The sequence below is a fragment of the Vibrio sp. Y42_MX_L11 genome (assembly GCF_024181785.1).
Lineage (GTDB): Bacteria > Pseudomonadota > Gammaproteobacteria > Enterobacterales > Vibrionaceae > Vibrio > Vibrio diabolicus.
Map to the genome: position 1 here is coordinate 62,664 of NZ_JAMZAP010000018.1, position 17,721 is coordinate 80,384.

20 protein-coding genes are annotated in these 17,721 nt (G+C 45.6%); 7 read left to right on the forward strand and 13 right to left on the reverse strand.

Going from position 1 to position 17,721, the window contains the following annotated elements:
- Positions 1–7 precede the first annotated feature (7 nt).
- Positions 8–1,228: a signal recognition particle-docking protein FtsY gene (ftsY, locus tag NL643_RS17190; protein WP_253644877.1), complete on the reverse strand. Its 1,221-nt coding sequence runs from the start codon at positions 1,226–1,228 to the stop codon at positions 8–10.
- A gap of 230 nt (positions 1,229–1,458) precedes the next feature.
- On the opposite strand from ftsY, the gene rsmD reads away from it, so the two are divergent.
- Together rsmD and NL643_RS17200 are read left to right on the forward strand one after the other, a co-directional pair.
- On the forward strand, positions 1,459–2,058 hold the full coding sequence (rsmD, locus tag NL643_RS17195) for a 16S rRNA (guanine(966)-N(2))-methyltransferase RsmD (protein WP_005378702.1): 600 nt from the start codon (positions 1,459–1,461) through the stop codon (positions 2,056–2,058).
- 25 nt (positions 2,059–2,083) lie between these two features.
- Positions 2,084–2,350 carry a DUF1145 domain-containing protein gene (locus tag NL643_RS17200; protein ID WP_005378704.1) on the forward strand — a complete coding sequence of 89 codons (267 nt, stop codon included), beginning with the start codon at positions 2,084–2,086 and terminating at the stop codon, positions 2,348–2,350.
- A gap of 57 nt (positions 2,351–2,407) precedes the next feature.
- On the opposite strand, the gene NL643_RS17205 is transcribed toward NL643_RS17200, so the two are convergent.
- The 4 genes from NL643_RS17205 to NL643_RS17220 all read right to left on the reverse strand — a co-directional run bounded on the left by NL643_RS17205 (position 2,408) and on the right by NL643_RS17220 (position 5,462).
- On the reverse strand, positions 2,408–2,992 hold the full coding sequence (locus NL643_RS17205; RefSeq protein WP_005393807.1) for a YhgN family NAAT transporter: 585 nt from the start codon (positions 2,990–2,992) through the stop codon (positions 2,408–2,410).
- Positions 2,993–3,099: 107 nt separating this feature from the next.
- Positions 3,100–3,321 carry a YecH family metal-binding protein gene (locus tag NL643_RS17210; RefSeq protein ID WP_005393809.1) on the reverse strand — a complete coding sequence of 74 codons (222 nt, stop codon included), beginning with the start codon at positions 3,319–3,321 and terminating at the stop codon, positions 3,100–3,102.
- A 69-nt stretch (positions 3,322–3,390) separates the two neighbouring features.
- On the reverse strand, positions 3,391–4,011 hold the full coding sequence (locus tag NL643_RS17215; protein ID WP_005393811.1) for a lysoplasmalogenase: 621 nt from the start codon (positions 4,009–4,011) through the stop codon (positions 3,391–3,393).
- A 1,082-nt stretch (positions 4,012–5,093) separates the two neighbouring features.
- Complete coding sequence (locus NL643_RS17220) at positions 5,094–5,462, reverse strand: hypothetical protein (RefSeq protein WP_005393815.1); 369 nt, start codon at positions 5,460–5,462, stop codon at positions 5,094–5,096.
- 328 nt (positions 5,463–5,790) lie between these two features.
- Between NL643_RS17220 and NL643_RS17225 the strand changes: the two genes are divergently transcribed.
- Positions 5,791–6,120 carry a DUF2500 domain-containing protein gene (locus NL643_RS17225; RefSeq protein ID WP_005393817.1) on the forward strand — a complete coding sequence of 110 codons (330 nt, stop codon included), beginning with the start codon at positions 5,791–5,793 and terminating at the stop codon, positions 6,118–6,120.
- Here NL643_RS17225 and NL643_RS17230 read toward each other — a convergent pair.
- The 7 genes from NL643_RS17230 to rhtB all read right to left on the reverse strand — a co-directional run bounded on the left by NL643_RS17230 (position 6,117) and on the right by rhtB (position 12,791).
- The gene (locus NL643_RS17230; protein WP_085344485.1) at positions 6,117–7,130 is read right to left on the reverse strand and encodes an acyltransferase; all 1,014 of its coding nucleotides are present in this window, start codon (positions 7,128–7,130) and stop codon (positions 6,117–6,119) included. The genes NL643_RS17225 and NL643_RS17230 overlap by 4 nt on opposite strands.
- A gap of 278 nt (positions 7,131–7,408) precedes the next feature.
- On the reverse strand, positions 7,409–8,626 hold the full coding sequence (gene arsJ / locus NL643_RS17235; RefSeq protein ID WP_253644878.1) for an organoarsenical effux MFS transporter ArsJ: 1,218 nt from the start codon (positions 8,624–8,626) through the stop codon (positions 7,409–7,411).
- A 256-nt stretch (positions 8,627–8,882) separates the two neighbouring features.
- Positions 8,883–9,377: a cyclin-dependent kinase inhibitor 3 family protein gene (locus tag NL643_RS17240; protein ID WP_005393822.1), complete on the reverse strand. Its 495-nt coding sequence runs from the start codon at positions 9,375–9,377 to the stop codon at positions 8,883–8,885.
- Positions 9,378–9,389: 12 nt separating this feature from the next.
- The gene (locus NL643_RS17245) at positions 9,390–10,391 is read right to left on the reverse strand and encodes an ArsJ-associated glyceraldehyde-3-phosphate dehydrogenase (protein ID WP_005393824.1); all 1,002 of its coding nucleotides are present in this window, start codon (positions 10,389–10,391) and stop codon (positions 9,390–9,392) included.
- 42 nt (positions 10,392–10,433) lie between these two features.
- A complete protein-coding gene (locus tag NL643_RS17250) occupies positions 10,434–10,769 on the reverse strand; it encodes a metalloregulator ArsR/SmtB family transcription factor (RefSeq protein ID WP_005393826.1) in 336 nt (111 codons plus the stop codon).
- Positions 10,770–10,924: 155 nt separating this feature from the next.
- The gene (locus NL643_RS17255) at positions 10,925–12,148 is read right to left on the reverse strand and encodes an EAL and HDOD domain-containing protein (RefSeq protein WP_005393827.1); all 1,224 of its coding nucleotides are present in this window, start codon (positions 12,146–12,148) and stop codon (positions 10,925–10,927) included.
- Between the two features lie 25 nt (positions 12,149–12,173).
- The gene (rhtB, locus tag NL643_RS17260; protein WP_005393828.1) at positions 12,174–12,791 is read right to left on the reverse strand and encodes a homoserine/homoserine lactone efflux protein; all 618 of its coding nucleotides are present in this window, start codon (positions 12,789–12,791) and stop codon (positions 12,174–12,176) included.
- A 65-nt stretch (positions 12,792–12,856) separates the two neighbouring features.
- Here rhtB and NL643_RS17265 point away from each other — a divergent pair, with 65 nt between their 5' ends.
- Together NL643_RS17265 and NL643_RS17270 are read left to right on the forward strand one after the other, a co-directional pair.
- Entirely contained in the window at positions 12,857–13,864 is a 1,008-nt protein-coding gene (locus tag NL643_RS17265) for an alpha/beta fold hydrolase (RefSeq protein ID WP_114324080.1), read from the forward strand.
- A gap of 236 nt (positions 13,865–14,100) precedes the next feature.
- On the forward strand, positions 14,101–14,925 hold the full coding sequence (locus NL643_RS17270) for a Cof-type HAD-IIB family hydrolase (RefSeq protein ID WP_005393831.1): 825 nt from the start codon (positions 14,101–14,103) through the stop codon (positions 14,923–14,925).
- 53 nt (positions 14,926–14,978) lie between these two features.
- Here NL643_RS17270 and NL643_RS17275 read toward each other — a convergent pair whose 3' ends face one another.
- Positions 14,979–15,449 (reverse strand): EVE domain-containing protein, encoded by a 471-nt coding sequence (locus tag NL643_RS17275; protein ID WP_253644879.1) that lies wholly within the window; start codon positions 15,447–15,449, stop codon positions 14,979–14,981.
- Between the two features lie 47 nt (positions 15,450–15,496).
- Between NL643_RS17275 and NL643_RS17280 the strand changes: the two genes are divergently transcribed.
- Together NL643_RS17280 and NL643_RS17285 are read left to right on the forward strand one after the other, a co-directional pair.
- Positions 15,497–17,047, forward strand: a complete 1,551-nt coding sequence (locus tag NL643_RS17280) for a COG3650 family protein (protein WP_253644880.1) — start codon at positions 15,497–15,499, stop codon at positions 17,045–17,047.
- Positions 17,047–17,652 carry a tRNA-uridine aminocarboxypropyltransferase gene (locus NL643_RS17285; RefSeq protein ID WP_253644881.1) on the forward strand — a complete coding sequence of 202 codons (606 nt, stop codon included), beginning with the start codon at positions 17,047–17,049 and terminating at the stop codon, positions 17,650–17,652. Before NL643_RS17280 ends, NL643_RS17285 begins: the two co-directional genes overlap by 1 nt.
- Positions 17,653–17,721 lie beyond the last annotated feature (69 nt).

The following is a 17,721-nucleotide window of genomic DNA, read 5'->3' on the forward strand; positions in this document are numbered from 1 at the left end:
ACTCTTTTTATTCTTTACGACTAAACAGTGCGTCAATAAACTCTTGAGTTTCAAATGGACGCAAGTCTTCGATACCTTCACCCACACCAATGTAACGAATTGGAATACCAAACTGATCAGCAATAGCGAAAATTACGCCGCCTTTCGCTGTACCATCCAGCTTAGTCAAAGTAATCCCGGTTAGAGGGGCAACATCACTGAAAAGTTTCGCTTGGCTGATGGCATTTTGCCCTGTACCTGCGTCTAGCGTTAGCATGATCTCGTGTGGTGCAGAGTCATCAATTTTCTTCATCACACGTACAATCTTACGCAGCTCTTCCATTAGGTTCGCTTTGTTCTGTAGACGACCCGCTGTATCAGCAATCACAACATCCACACCACGTGCTTTTGCCGCTTCAATCGCATCATAGATAACAGAAGCACTGTCTGCGCCAGTATGTTGAGCAATCACAGGAACATTATTACGCTCACCCCATACTTGTAGCTGTTCAACCGCCGCCGCACGGAAGGTATCGCCCGCCGCTAGCATCACTTTTTTGCCTTGAGTTTGGAACTGCTTGGCAAGCTTACCGATGGTCGTGGTTTTACCCACGCCATTTACACCAACCATTAAGATGACGTAAGGCGTTTTGTTGCTGTCGATTTCTAGTGGCTGTTCGACTTTAGAAAGAATCTCAGCCATTTCTTCTTTCAACAAACCATAAAGGGCTTCGCCGTCTTTCAGATCGCCACGTGTGGCTTTTTCTGTCAGGTTGTTGATGATTTTTGTTGTGGTATTCATGCCCACATCAGCAATAAGCAGTTGCTCTTCTAGCTCTTCAAATAAGTCCTCATCGATTTTCTTACCGCTGAATAGACCGAAGAAGCCAGCACCAATATTTGCTTTTGTTCGGCTTAGGCTACGTTTAAGACGAGCAAAAAAGCTTTCTGTTGGCTTTTCTTGTTCTTGAACACGAGGCGCGGCCGATACGACTTCTGGCTCCTCTGCTTCTGCTTCTGCTTCTGCTTCTGCTTCTGCTTCTGCTGGGGCAGCCTCCGCTTTTTTCGATTCTTCTTCAAGTTCTGGCGTTGCTTCCGCTTGCTCAGCAGCCGCGTCGGTTTGCTGCTCTTCAGAAGGCGCTTCCACTGCTTCTTCTTTTACTGTTTCTTCAGTTTTTGGTTTTGGGCTTTGTTCTTCGTCACCGAAACCTAGCCACGAAAGTAATCCGCGCTTCTTTTTTTCCGTCATCTGGGGCTATCCTAGATTGTTCTTTTATCTATTAATGACTCTTTTTTGACAAGATTATTATCTGTCTAAAAAAGGCTAATGACAAAGTTCTGAAAACTTTCCGATTAGGTAATTCTAATCTTATTAGTGTTACACTCTGTCATCTTGAATATTCTGGGCTGTATCCAAGCTCCAAGCTCACTGCTTGGGCGATTAGATATAGTATCACTTTATTAGCGGTCAAAAAATCTATGGTAAGACGTCGCCAGCAAAACTCATCACAAAAAAAGCCAACAACGGGCTTTGTTCGCATTATTAGTGGCTTATGGAGAGGCAGAAAACTTCCTGTACACGATGCTGAAGGCTTACGCCCCACGACAGATCGCGTCAAAGAAACGCTGTTTAACTGGTTAGCTCAAGATGTGCCGCAGGCAAAATGTCTCGACTTGTTTGCTGGCTCTGGCGGCTTGGGATTTGAGTCAGCTTCGCGCCAAGCAGAGCAAGTGACCATGGTTGAGCTAAACCCACAAGCTTTCCAACAGTTACAAAAGAATGTTGCCTCTCTTAACGCGAACAACATCCAAGTGGTAAATACCGACGCACTGAGTTTTTTGAAGCAACCGGGTTCTGCTCACCATGTGGTGTTTATTGACCCACCGTTTCGCAAAGGTCTATTGGATGAGACCGTGGCTCTGCTAGAACAAAATGGCTGGCTCGCGGAAGATGCGATGATTTATATTGAAACAGAAAAAGAACTCAATATTGCCGACTTACCAGAAAACTGGCAGTTACATCGAGAAAAAACAGCAGGCCAAGTGAGCTATCGTCTGTATGAACGTACCTCCGCATAACGCCTCGATTTAAAAGGATACTTAAATGAAAGCACTAATTATGCTGGCCAAAGCGGCTATCGCCTTTGTTTGGTTAGTATTGATCCTCAATATCTTTATGCCGTTTCCCGGTAATGCCGCGATTGCGCTGTACATCATGACCGCTTTTTTGTTCATCATGCACGGTTTACAAATGGCCATCTTCATTGGCGCATTTGGCGACAAAATTAAAATGAGCAGTTGGGAAAAATATTCCATCCTGATCTTTGGTATTTTTGCCCTGCTCGATATTCGTCGTAAACACATGATGTAATCGCCCAAATACTAAAAAGCCGCTCTTAAGAGCGGCTTTTTTATTGCGTTTATTCCGTCACCCAAGATAACTCTTAACACCATCCAAAAACATTTGAGTGGAGATCATCACCAGCAACAAGCCCATTAAACGCTCTACCGCTTTTAGACCACGCTCGCCCAACAAACGATTAAAGAAGCCATAAAACATTAGAATAAAAAATGTTGCGCCCCACGCAATCACAACTGATGCGGACATTTCCAACATTTTTTCTGGATGCTGTGAAGAGAGCAAAAGCAATGCTGCAATCACGGAAGGGCCCGCGATCATAGGAATGGCCATCGGAACAATAAAGGGCTCCTCACCTGCCGCCAGTCCAGTGATGCTGCCAGCGCTCGGAAAAATCATCTTAATCGCGATAATGAAGAGAATAATGCCACCTGAAATGCTGAGCGTTTCTGGCTGGACATGCAAAAAACTTAAGATGCTTTGTCCTGCAAACAGAAACAACATCAAGATCAGTAAGGCAAACAGTAGTTCACGAATCAATACCTTACGGCGACGCTTAGGATCGATGTGCTTGAGAATAGACAACACAATCGGCAAATTACCGAGAGGGTCCATGATTAGAAACAGCATGGTCGCTGCAGAAAGAATGTCCATATTCTGGCCTCACCTAAAAAATGGCGGCCAGTGTATAGCAAACTGACAACGTGAGTACATGGCTGAGGGCGAAAACAGCATATTCACCCTCGCATCATAGCCGCCGCTTAGTGATTGCAGACACGCGCCATATTGACCACAAACTTACCTTCAAGCTCACGGATTTTGTCGCGCTTGAGCAAAAATGCTAGCAATGCATCTAAGTCTAGATCATTCAGTTTACAGGTGTGAAAGCGAACGGTGTTGCCAAAGTGCTGTGCCAGCGCTTCGCGATCCATTGGCGTTTCTCGAAGTAGGTTTAGCAGCTCGTGGGCATGGATTTCACTCATTATTGACTCCAGTCATCAAGAACAATACGTCCAGTTTACTGAAATCTTCGTGAGCTGCTTTGACTTAAATTAGTAAATGATAGAGGCAACAATGAGGGCGTGGGCAAAGAAGTAGCTGCCACTTACCCACAGATAGGCGTGTTTCATCGGTTTTCGGTAACCGTGTATCGCATACGCCAACGCCGAATAGATCAAAACTAGGGTTCCGCTGAAACCGATAGCATTGGCATAGCTCGGGGCCTGCAACCAAACTTCACCCGCCGCCCAAGCAAGCTGAACCAACATCATCCCCATGATCACAACAGGAAACACCAGAGAGTCGAGTTGAGGTAGCAACAAAAAGAACGCCACGATACTCGCTGCGAGCAGTAGGGCCAACAGCCACCAGACAATCTCACCATTAAGCTGTACCCAAAATGACTTGCTGTAGCACACCTGAGCAAGCAAATACGCAGCAAAGTAAATTAGCTTGCGAGTTTTAAACGAGTGCAGCGTATCTGCCACCATAGACACAATAAGCCCACCCGCAATCCAGTAGGTATATGTTGCGGATGCGCCTTGAGTTAACACCAACACAAGAAGAAGTAGCAGAGTAAAGATTTTAAACACGAGGGATTGTGTCGGGTTAGCTTGTTTTGCTCCCAACACGGAATACACACCTGATAGCCCTATCGCCAGCCAACTCCACATGCCGTATACACCTTTTACTTAAACTCGCCGCTAGTCTAGGTAGACCAGTTTTGATGTAAAGACACAATCTGCGAAAGTTGGATCTCGCTAGCGATTCGAAACATTTTGTAACCCTCAGTCTGCACAACAATTAAGTCGATGAGCCTTAATGACGGCCATAAATATGGGGCAGAGCCCTATCCCATGAGCCAAGTTCATCAAATCACACGGCACAATAACCCGCGCTAAGTCAGGCCATTTAACTAAAAAGCAGCCCAATGGCCTTGGTAACCCATTACGTCAAAAACTGATGACTAAACCATCAGACTGTATACATCACAGGCAACAAGAATAAATAACAGACACAAAACAGAAAATCGTCTTGGTAGCGAGCTAAGATAGTAGAAACCACCGATGAACAGATTAGAACAACATGAAAAATCAAACTTAACTCAATAACAAAAACATCAAATAACGAACGTAAGCCAATGATAAATAAAGCCACATTCTCAATAACCATTGAAAACACCGACTTCATAAACCATCAAATCACTAAACACTTTTTAAGCCCATATTTTCTCATTAGATAAGAAAATTCCCCTTCCACACCTCAACTCAATGATGCACCTCCATAGCACATCTTTTTATTTTCTCAATTTTTGAGAAACACAGACAAAATCGGCAATCAACATACCAACCGAAACAAAAAACAATTTCCAACCCAACAACAAACCAAGATTGACACTTTAAAATCATACACTTAAATAAAACACGAACAACAATCACACAATACGAGCATTTTAAATACAACACAAAAAACACAGTTTCATTAGTCAAAAACACGTAAAAAAAGACAAGTTAAGTGTATTTTTTGAAAAGATTATCGAGCATATGTTGATCAAACCCCAAAAACAGTGCTATATTAAATTCATCGAGTTCATCAAAGATTAAGGGGTAGTGTTATGATTTCATCTTCTCAAAAACAAGGGCTGGTAATGATTGCAGTGGTTGTGGGTTTAATGACACTGCCAATGATGTACTAACCTACTGATTAAAAATAAAAAAGGACGCAAATGCGTCCTTTTTTATTTATCTGTGCTTTTCTACTGTATGTGTTTGGACAAGATATCCCAATGCATGTAGTAGAAACCAAGAGCGGCGAGCGTAATCAACGTCATTAGCAAAATTGCTGCACGCCAAATAAAACGAGAGCTTCTTGGCGTTAGCTCTTTTTCACAAGCGTCACATGCCGCCATAAAGCCTTTCCGATCATCCAGCTTATAATCGTCTTCGTGAACCACTTTATTACGCACAGTAGCGATAAAACGAAGCTTCGCTATCACGTCATGTGGTAAACGTTCTTCACAACTATTAATAAGTTGGTGTAACCCTTTCCCTTCTGCATGGTACTGAGTACGCAAAAGTTTTTCGATCGTTCGGGTACGCATGACTACTTTTTCAATATCTGACATCGTAACCCTCCTTACCAGACCCTTCCCGTGTTCGTTATTTTTATTCTTCTATAAATTTAGAGCTTTTTCGAGCCGTTGAGTGCAATTTTACTTTCAATTTGTGCCCTTGAGCGCATATAGCCAGACAAGTGAAAGCTGCTTAGTTCAGCTTTAGTGACGTAGCTTGCAGATGAAGCAACGATTTCATCGCGCCCCCATTGAGGTAAACCGTGAAGTGCGCCGAATAAAATTCATGTCCCTTTCATTAGATTATGAATAAGTTATCTCAACTCATCGTTTCATCAATGAGTTCTGTAGAATAGAGCTCAATGAAACATCGGAGGTTAACATGCCAATCTCACTTATTGTCGCCCTGTTCGCCCTTATTGCTTTGGGCGCATGGGTATTTTTTCGTTTCTATAGCAAGCACTATGTGGGCGAAGATGCTCCAGAACAAAGTGCACAGGTAACTATTTTAGATAAGCAAGCTATCGACATCCCAGATGCACCACCTGGCCAAGACGACCAAGAATATTGGATTTATGTCCAACGCGGTTCTATTGGCCCTAAACGAGAGTTCCAAATTGGAGTGCACTACTACCATGCACTCAACCCTGGAGATAAAGGAACGCTAACCTATCGTGGTAACAAATTCCTTCACTTCGCCATCAAACGTTAAGGCAGTAACCAACGAGTCTTGGCAGAGCGAGAAAAGAGATAGCTCATCGCCAAGGCTCCAGCTCCACTGATAATGATCCAGACTGGAATCACCCATGCGGGATGTCCGGTGTACCAACCAAACGCTTTCATCGGCCATAAGAAAATTGGGTGAAGTAAGTAAATCCCCAAGCTGTGCTGACTGATCACACTCACCACTTTTTGTACTTTTGGTGACAAGCCTTCCCCAAAGTAACGACCGATCATGAAAATCATCGAAGCCGCTAGAATGACATTCAGTGTTTTGTAAGAAAGCCAGCGTCCAACCGTGTACTTCTCCGCCTCTAAACTGTTCGTCACGACCATAGTAAATGTCACAGCCAACGCGACGAGGCCAAACCCTGTAAATAAGGTCACCATAGAGCGGTTCAAAGGCACTTTTTGAAATAGAACATAACCCAGAGGAAGGTAACCCATATAGAGCCACATTTGGTTACTCCACGGACCATCAATCTTGAACAAAAACAGCGTGCTGGTGAAAATCCAAAATGCGAGATAGGTATACAACACATTGTCATCAACGTTGCGTACCATCCATTGGAACAACGGAATCACAAAATACAGCGGTATAAAGTAATAGAAAAAACCGAGGTGATAATACGTTGCGTGAAATGGGCTATTGCTTAACACCTCTTTTACGGTTTCAAAGTCAAACCCTTGAGCCGTCCAGCCAGAGAGGTATGCATAAAACATCGACCAAATAAGAAATGGGACTAAGACTTTGCCTAAACGCCTTTTGATATAATACTTACCGTCAAATGGTCGAGTGTCACTGAGCATCAACGCTCCGGTGATCAGAATGAAAACTGGCACCGCCCAGCGGGTAACGCTATTAACGCCTACCGCCGTCAACCACTGGTCAAACGGAATCACTCCTAACTCATTTCGATAAGGGGCCAAGACGTGAATGGCGATCACTGCCACCGCAGCAAAGCAGCGCAATAAATCAAAAAACAGAACCCTTTCTCTCATACCTTTCCCTACTTTGAGTCGCTTATCGTTTATAGCATAGGGTAAATCTCAGCCAGTGAAATGGTTAACAATCTGTTTTTGCTTATTTTTAACGCAACAATGACCTACAACGGGGATTTCATCGCCACTCTAATCAATTAACGAGAACCAAACATCAGCATTCACCCTCGATGCCAAACCCACACAGTTTGATTACATCAAACGGCGCATAAGAAACAAAAATGGCTCCAAGTTGGAGCCATTTTGTACGATCTACAGATAAAAACACCGGGCAAAATTTACGCTGTGGCAACGTTAGCTTTTGGCAACTTAATCGAAATCAACGTCGTCAGCGCCAAGAAAGCAAAGGAGACCCATAAGCACGCCGCAAGACCAGCCTCTTGGTAGATCCAACCCGATAATACCGTGCCAATCAAACGTCCCATCGCATTGGCCATGTAATAGAAGCCAACATCCAGAGACACACCATCGCCTTTGGCATAGCTCACAATCAGATACGAGTGAAGTGAAGAGTTAATGGCAAACACAGCACCAAAAATCATTAACCCCACAACAATTACCAACTCAGGCTGCCAGCCGATTTGCACACCATAAGCAATACCGCCCGTAATTAACGCAAGAATTCCTGCCCATACTAATGCTGCACTACCATCAGGCACGCGACCTTGCGCTTTGCCAGTAATACGCGGCGCAAAGCCTTGCACAAACCCATAAGCAATGACCCATGCGGCTAAAAAGCCACCGACCCACAAGTGATCCCAGCCAAACACACTGCCGAGATAAATAGGCAGAGCGACCACAAACCAAACATCACGCGCCCCAAACAAGAACATACGTGCCGCAGATAAAATATTTATAGATTCAGATTTGGAGAAAATTTGGCGAAACTTAGGTTTGCTCTTTGCTTTACCCATGTCAGCTTCTATCCAGATCATGCTGCAAACAAACACCAATGCCAGCACACTCGCCATAATAAACATCGAGTTTTGGAAACCCACCCAAGACAACAACAAGCCACCGACAAAGAAACCCGCTCCTTTGAGCGCGTTCTTCGAGCCCGTCAAAATCGCCACCCATTTGTAAAGCGCGCCTTGCTGCTCGTCTGGCACTAGCGTTTTAATCGCACTCTTGGCACTCATCTTGTTGAGGTCTTTGGCAATCCCCGACAAAGCTTGTGCCGCCATCACCCAAGGAATCGTCAGCCATGCGTTGGGTACTGCCAGCATCAACAACGCAAACACTTGCATCGCTAAACCAATGTTCATGGTTTTGTTCAAGCCTAACCTTGCGCCCAACCAACCACCAATCAAATTGGTCACCACACCAAAAAATTCATAGAAAAGGAACAGTGAGGCAATAGCTAACGTGGAATAACCCAAGTCGTGAAAATAGAGCACCACCAGCATACGCAGCGCTCCGTCGGTCACGGTAAAGTTCCAATAGTTAAACGTCACTAACATGTACTGACGAATACTTTTGCTCAATTGAGAAATCATATTGACCTCTTATGTACAGCGATAGAAGCATTTAGATCATCATGTGCCAAATGCTTATTAACCTGTACACCAACCATAAGGCGATACAACCTTAGTTCGAATTCACAAACACACCGAAATTTACAAATGGACAAAGATAACCAATAAAAACAAAAACTTAAATTGAAATTTTTAGTTTTACTGCTGACCTATTTTCCATTATATAAACTGGAACATAGCTTTTGGATCATGATGTTCCAAAAGCTATTTAAGCTGATCAAGCGTCTTTCGCCACGCGTTCGATGTACTCAAGCTGCACCGGTTTTGTAAACGCACCAGGGCGAAGAGCCTGCACTTCTCGCACGATATCTTCTAACTGCCATTTCTTCTCTAGCAACAAGTGAGCCGCAAACAAACCTGTGCGACCCGAGCCGCCCATGCAGTGCATCGCGACTTTGCCACCTTGAGCAAGAATCGTATGCAGTTCCGGACTGGCTTGGTGCCACTTCGCCGCAAATTCTTCACTTGGTGCGCAGTCATCTTCAATCTCGATCTGGAACCATTTCATGCCCAGCTGCTGAGTGGTGTCACCCAAAGCCGCAACGTCTTTCGCTGCTAACTCGCTATCGTCCAATGCAGTAACGACCGCTTGAACCCCCTGCTCCTTCAACTGTTCCAACGACGCTTTCAACTCGACGCCTTTGGTACCCGGGCACGGTGTTAGGACTAATGCACCAGAGTCCAAATCTAATTGCCATGTAGGATGAGACATTATGAACTCCTGTTATGCCAGACCAACGTTACGAACCAATTCTGCGGTGCGCGTTGCGTAACCCATTTCATTGTCGTACCACGCGTAAATTTTCACCATTCGTGAGCCAACCACCATGGTGGATTGTGCATCAACGATAGTTGAGCGTTGGTCGCCTTTGTAATCGATCGACACTAACGGACGTTCCTCAAAGCCAAGAATGCCTTTTAACTCACCTTCCGACGCCTCTTTCAGCAAAGCGTTCACTTCTTCTGCTGTGGTATCGCGTTTTACATCGAAGATGATGTCGGTCAATGACGCATTCGCCAATGGTACACGTACCGCGTGGCCGTTAATCTTGCCTTTTAAGTCTGGGAAAATTTCCACAATGGCTGTCGCACTACCGGTAGTGGTCGGGATAAGACTCATGCCGCACGCACGAGCACGGCGCAGATCTTTATGTGGTGCATCCAAAATGGTTTGCGTATTGGTCAAATCGTGAATTGTCGTGAAAGAGGATTGCTCAATGCCCAACTTCTCATGAATGACTTTCACCACAGGCGCAATACAGTTTGTTGTGCATGAAGCGGCTGTCACGATACGATGTTTTTCAGGGTCGAAAATATGATCGTTCACGCCAACAACAATGTTCGCAATGCCTTCTTCTTTCACTGGCGCACTCACCACCACGCGCTTCACACCTTGATCGAGGTATTGGTCTAGGTACGAGGTTTTGCGGTGTACACCTGTCGCTTCAATCACAACATCACAGCCAGACCAGTTCACGGCGTCAATGTCACGTTGCTGAGTCGTGGCGATGCGCTTGCCATTGATGACGAGCTCATTGCCCTCAACCTGCACTTCATGGTGCCAACGACCTTGCACTGAATCGAACTCTAATAAGTGGCCAAGCGTCGCTGCATCACCTGCGACATCGTTGATTTGCACAAACTCTAACTCTGGCCAGTCGAATGCCGCTCGCAGTGCTAAACGACCAATTCGGCCAAAGCCATTAATGCCTACTTTAATTGTCATAGTTTTACCCTTTAATCTTCTACCTTGAATCTCTGTTTGCTATTAACAGCAAGCCTCACGACTTTTATCGTGCAAGCGTGTGATGTCGTCTTGGTACTCTTGCTTCAAACAGTTTGATGCCACTAAGTCTTCAATCAGCTTACGCATCCAACCTGGTAATTGCTGCGATAACTCGTAGTACACCCATTGCCCTCGGCGTTTATCCACCAAGATGCCACTGGAGCGTAACTGAGCAAGATGACGAGAAACTTTCGGCTGACTCTCTTGCAACGCAAACGCCAAATCACCCACGCAAGTTTCGCCTTCACGGGCCACCAGCATTAAACAACGTACGCGCGTTTCATCGGATAACAGCTTGAAAAACTGATGTGGAAGCATAATAAACATACCTATATATGGATATGCGTATATACTTATTTAACTCTAGGATGTCGTCAAGAGTGATCCCAGAATCGTCATAAAAGTTTCACATCGAAACAGCTAATAAAGATTGAGAGAAGAACGGTTAGAGAGAATAAAGATACGGCAGAAATTTACGCAGTTGCGACGTTTTGACTCCAGCGAACCGCTTCACCTAACGAGAGCTTGACCTCTTCCAAAGACAACCCCAACTGCGTCGTGATTTTTTCGACGCCTGACCAGTCGGCACGCTCGTAACACTCTTCCAGAGAAATCAGCGCACCATAAACCCCCTTGCGATGTAATAAGGCTTGTTGTACAGATTCGCTAAGTGGCAATTGCTTGACTAAAGATTCCACCGACAAATCAAGCATCGCATCTAAAATCGATAATAAGCCGACCATAAACCCTTGTTCGTTGAGGTGGGAAAATGGCTGATAACGCGACATTAATTGGCAGAACTGCGCTCGTTGTAATGAAAGGTGATACAGTTCTCGAGGCTTGTTACTAGAGATATACGACGCCACGACCAAGGAGACAAACTGCTTAAGATTATCCTGACCAAGGTAGATCAAGGCCTGACGAAACGAGCTGATTTCGACAGCGAGGTTTGGCGCTTGCGTATTTACAAAGCGCAATAATTTGTACGACAACGCAACATCTTGCGTAATGATGGTTTCAATACGAGTAAAGTCTGGCTCTGGTGAGCAGACTTCACGAAAAAGCTGTAGCGCTAACACTTGCTCGGGGCTCACGTATTTTGTTTGCGAAACTAATGGCTTACTAAAAAAGTAGCCTTGGAAAAACTTAAAGCCAGCCGCTTTGGCTTGCTCAAACTCTTCTGCGGTTTCAACACGTTCCGCCAAAAAGTGGTACTTGACGCGTTTAGCAAGGTGAGCTTTGACCAACGCACACGCTTTTTCCAGCCCCATTGCCATGATATCGAGTTTAACGATGTGCACGTAAGGTAAGAAGCGACGCCACTCCGGCGTTAAGGTGAAATCATCCAGCGCGATCAAATAACCTTCTCGATACAACTCGCGAATCGCATCGAGAAGATCATCGGTCGGCTGGCAAGTTTCCAGGACTTCGACGACGATTTTGTTTTTTGGCAAGCTGCGCGGTAAGCGGCGCACCAAGCTTTGATGAGGAAAATTGATAAAGCATCGCGAAGAAGCAATCACTGGGTTAGTGCCCAGTGATAGGAAATTCTCGACAATTAATCGGTATGTTGCTCGGTTTGACTCAATATGCGAAGGGTATGCGTTACTCTCCCCATCTCGAAACAACAATTCATAACCCAGCGTCTGTCTTTTGCGGTTAAAGATCGGCTGGCGAGCAACATACGTTGTATTCATGCTAAAGAAGGACCTATTAAATGGCTTATGACTTTGCAGCTGCTAATAATGCACCACAACCCATAAACATTGAACCGAAGACTTTGTTTATTTTCCCCATGATTTTATCGGAGCGAATAAAACGTCCCATTTGCGCCGCCAAGGTGGTGTAACCCAACATCACACACGCGTCGATCACAACAGTCGTAACACCAAGCACCAACAGTTGCGTCAGTTGGTCTTGTGCCGGGTCAATAAACTGTGGAAACAACGCCACCAGAAAAACAATCGATTTAGGGTTCGTCAGGTTAATCAAAATAGCTTTGTACAAGAGTGCCATGCCAGACATGTCTTTGTGGCTCTCAGCCGCCACCAAGCTGGAAGTGTCTCGCCATTTCTGGATACCCAACCAAACCAAATAAGCCGCGCCAACCCATTTAATGACAGAAAATGCCGTTGCCGATTGTGCGACCAGCGCACCAATTCCCGCCCCAACTAACGCAATGTGAATGGCCAAACCAATTTGGAGACCGATCACAGCCCCCAAAGATTTGCGAGTACCGTAACTCAAACCATTGCTGATTGAGTTCACCGTGCCAGACCCCGGAGCCAAACTAAAAACGATTGCAGTTACTACATAAGCTAACCAGACGTGGGTATCCATTGCATTTCCTCACTAATTCTTCGATGATACATCGCGTAAACAACGTATCTTCAGGTAATCGACTAATGGCTACTAACCATTCACCTTTGACTTATACTCAAGAGTCATTATTTGAGCAAGCAATTGGTGGTCCGATCGCGGCACTTTGGCAAACTCGCCAAGAAGGCTTTGTTAAAGGAACTGAGAAAAAGAACATCTACTGGTGCAAACTGACCAACCCAGAACATAAAAAAGCCGTGCTCATCGTTAATGGGCGCATTGAATCTTCCTGGAAATACCAAGAACTGTTTTACGATCTCTATCGCCAAGGCTTCGACGTCTATTCCTTTGACCACCGCGGACAAGGTTTATCAGATCGTCTATTGTCTGACTCAGATATGGGTCACGTCTATGACTTTACTGATTATATTGACGATATGGACGTGGTCGTAAACAAACACGCCCTTAGCGACTATCAGCAATGTTTCATCATTGCCCACTCCATGGGCGGCGCAATCGCTACACGTTATCTGCAAACTCACCCAGAACATCCCTTTACCGGCTTGATTCTTAGTGCGCCTATGTTTGGTATTAATCTGCCATGGTACTTATCGCCAATAGCGATTCCAGTGACACAAATTATGTCAGCGGTATCCACTTTGCCACGCTATGCACCAGGACATCAGGCCTACTTCCCTAAACCCTTTGAAGATAACCCACTCAGCCAAAGTTACGGCCGCTACCAATGGTTCCGAAATCTCTATACGGAAAAACCGGAACTGCAAGTCGGTGGACCGAGCACTCGATGGGTATGGCAAGGGCTAATGGCAGCAAAACAATGCTTTTTATTGACTCGCCAAGTCAAAGTACCGGTGCTCCTGATTCAAGCTGGGAACGATCGTATTGTCAGCAATCTGGCACAAAAACGTTTTATCGATAAATTGCGTAAAACCAACCCATATGCGGAGCTACTTTCTATCGAAGGCGCACAGCATGAGATCTTATTCGAGACCGACCAGTATCGTAATCAAGCACTCGATGCGATCTTCCGCTTTATGAATGACCCGAAATCATCGCCAAACGAAAAAACATAATAAGAACTCTAGGCGACCATTTCACGGCCATGATTAAAGAGGAAATGTCTGCACATTGATTTACCCTCTTTTTCATCCTCATTTTGACGTACACTGCTTGGGTCTGGCTGCGTTTAACCACGTAGATGCAACCGACCAAAGTTCCCCCGCATTCGGAGCAGCATGATCTAGTCAGTCTGCTGTACTCCGTTTGCAATTACCTGTTCCACACTATCCAAACCGTTTACGAGGACTTCATGAGCACATCGCTACCTTGCAAAGAGATCACTAAAATCGTTGCCTCTGATCTGGATGGCACGTTACTCGCACCAAACCATCAGCTCAGTGCTTACTCAAAAGAGACGCTAAAAGCGCTGCATGAAAAGGGTTACACCTTTGTCTTTGCAACAGGCCGTCACCACGTAGACGTTGCGAGCATCCGTCGTCAGGTCGGTATTCCGGCTTACATGATCACCTCGAACGGTGCCCGTGTGCATGACCAGGAAGATCAGTTGATGTACAGCGAGAATGTCCCTGCAGAACTGGTTCAAGGCGTGATCGACACGATCAAGCACGATCAAGAAATACTTATCCACATGTATCAAAATGACAGTTGGTTGATGAACAAAGACGACGAAACGTTGCGTGATTTCCATGACGAATTCACATACGTCTTATTCGATGAAGACCAAGCGCCAACTGACGGTATTGCGAAAATCTTCTTCACCCATCCGGCACAAGATCACGAACGCTTGGTGGTGTTTGAAAACAAACTACGTGAACAATTTGGCGATAAGCTGAATATTGCGTTTTCAACACCATGGTGCTTGGAAGTAATGAGTGCAGGTGTGTCTAAAGGCCATGCTCTTGAAGCGGTAGCGAAAAAGCTCGGCCTCACGTTAGAAAATTGCGTGGCATTTGGTGATGGCATGAATGACGTAGAAATGCTGTCGATGGCAGGTAAAGGATTGGTCATGGGCACATCACACGAGAAAGTGATGAAAGCATTGCCAAATAACGAAGTGATTGGCAGCAATGCAGAAGATGCGGTTGCACACTACCTACAAGATCACTTGCTGTAAGCTGCAATACTCCAAACAATAACAAAGGGCTGCACATTCGCAGCCCTTTTCTTTTATCGCTGACTTGGCAACTTCTCTTTGCCAAGGATCGCTTCCCACTCTTCTTCTGTCACTGGCATGATCGACAAGCGATTTCCACGTTTCACCAATGGCATGTTCTCAAGTTCTGGCATCGCTTTCATCACCGATAACGGAATCACTCGCGCCGTTTTACGCACGAATTCGACATCCACCATAATCCAACGCGGGTTGTCTGGGTCTGACTTTGGGTCGAAATAATCACTTTCAGGATCGAACTGGAAATGATCGGGATAGGCTTCTCTCACGACTTTAGCAATACCGGCAACGCCAACATTCTTGCAAGAAGAGTGATAAATCAGGACGAAATCGCCCACCTTCACTTGGTCACGCATCATATTACGCGCCTGATAATTACGAACTCCCTCCCAACATGAAACCTTTTGGGCTCGAAGCGTGTCAATAGAAAAGGTATCTGGTTCAGTTTTAAATAACCAATATGCCATAATGCCATCCGATGCCGATTGAGTAACAATAATGAGGAAGATATAACATGAAGGCTTTGAAAAACCCAGTGGCGCTTGCCACTCTGCTGGTTCTGCAAGCATGTAGTTCGCAGCCGCCAAAATCTGGCGCTGCCGACCCAACTTCTCCACCAGCCACCTTAGATAAGCCTGACACCATTCAACCTCAAACCTTTATGCTACGTGGAAAAGTGATCGTCGGTCACGAGAGTCAATACATCATGCCTTGTGGCAGCGACAAGCAATATTGGTTACAACTGTCACCACAGCAAATGCAACGAGCAATTCAGTTAAATAACGAGCCTTACCAGACCATGTATGGCGAGGTTATCGGCCATCTCAACCCACCGGGCATCGATGGGTTCTCTGCCGATTTCGATGCTAACTTTGTCGTGGAACAAGTGAACTTCCTCACAACGGAAAATCCAAACCGTTGTCAGCAACCAAACAAACCAACTCGCGTGTTTGGTAATGAGCCTTCTTGGTCGGCAAGCTTTGAGGCTAATGGACTGACATTCCAGCAAATCGGCAAACAAACCAAAAAATTAGCGATTAAGAGCAGTCAACTTCAACCTCGCCAGCGCACATATCAACTACAAGATGGTGAACTTCGCCTAACAGAAAACCTCTGCTCAGATACGATGAGTGATTCTTTGTATGGCTGGAAAGCGACGCTAAAACATGATGGCGACACTTATCAAGGTTGTGGTACGGCTGCAAACGTGGACGCTACGCTTAGCTGGGCCAATACCTATGTCGCGACTTCAACCCAATCACAAGGTTTTGAGGTGCAAATGACCTTAAACCCAGACCACAGCGCCACAACAAAATACAGTTACGCCAATGGGCAGGCACCGTTAATCGAGCGTGGGTACTGGCAACAATTAAGTCCGTCTCAGGTTCAAGTCGTCATGACGCATCATCAACAACAAAGACTGATGTCAGAGCGACTGTTTACGCGAGAAGGCAATCAGCTCAAAGCGACCAAAGAAAAAGTCGGTAACTTGGTATACCCAATCGCCGATGGTGGTTTAGTGCTTTACCCTGCCACCACTCGTGATGAGGGCATGATGCAACCAGCCGAGAAACGCGCCAACAAGCCCATCAGCAGTGCAGACGTACCTTCTAGTGCGGAGTTTGACTCAAAAGTAGATGCCGCCGTGCGCAACTACTTCTTCATTCACCAAACCAACCCCAACAACAACCAGTACCGTTGGCTAACTTATGACCTCAACGGCGATGGTAACGAAGAGCTATTAGTACAGCTGGATTGGTGTGGTTCCGGTGGCTGTACATTGCTGATCTTTGAACATCACGAAAAAGAGTGGCGCTTCAATAGCCGCATCACACTGGTACAAAGCCCGATTATGCTCGGCCAACAAACCTCCCATGGTTGGCGAGATCTGATTTTTAATGTCAGCGGTGGCGGATCTAAGGCGGCTCAACACGTGATGCAATACACTGGGGTTAGCTATCCACTCAACCCAAGCATGGCACCAACGGCAACGCCAAACCAAATCAGTGGCGTGCGTCTGTTCTCGGATGGGGTTAGCCCTGTGCGCGAAGGAGTTCGTCTGTAATGTCGCAACCGTGTCCAAATTGTGGTTTTCAATTCAACTGTATGTGCTCACTGGTGCCGAAACTTACCAGCGAGCACAACATCTTGCTGTTGATGCATCCGAATGAACTGACGCGTGATACTAATACCGGCCAGCTACTAGAGCAGTGCCAACTCAATATTGAGCGAGTAACCTGGGACCGAAAACAACCACCAGCAGACTTGCTCGCTCGATTAGCTGATCCGTCGCTGTATCCAGTGCTTCTATTCCCAAGTGAAGAAAGCGTCACACTCGAACATGTGGCGCTCCAAAGCCAGCAACAAACCAAAAATCCGCTGTTTATTATTTTGGACGCTACCTGGCAAGAGGCGCGCAAGATGATCAACAAGAGCCGTTGGTTAGAAAGTATCCCTACTATGGCGCTGTCTACATCGGCAGACTCGCAATATCAGCTGCGACGCAACCAACAACAAGGTAACTTGTGCACGTTTGAAGTCGCCGCATATTTACTCGGACAACTAGGCGAGCAAAATAACCAGCAAAAAATGCTCACATTCTTTGCTCACTACCTTGCACTATTTCAAGCCGAAAAAAGTGGACACGCCCTCAAGCAATCACCGAGCTAACTCAACTAAAACCGAATGGCTCAAAATAAAAAAACGCAGCCAAGGCTGCGTTTTTTTATTGGAATGGTT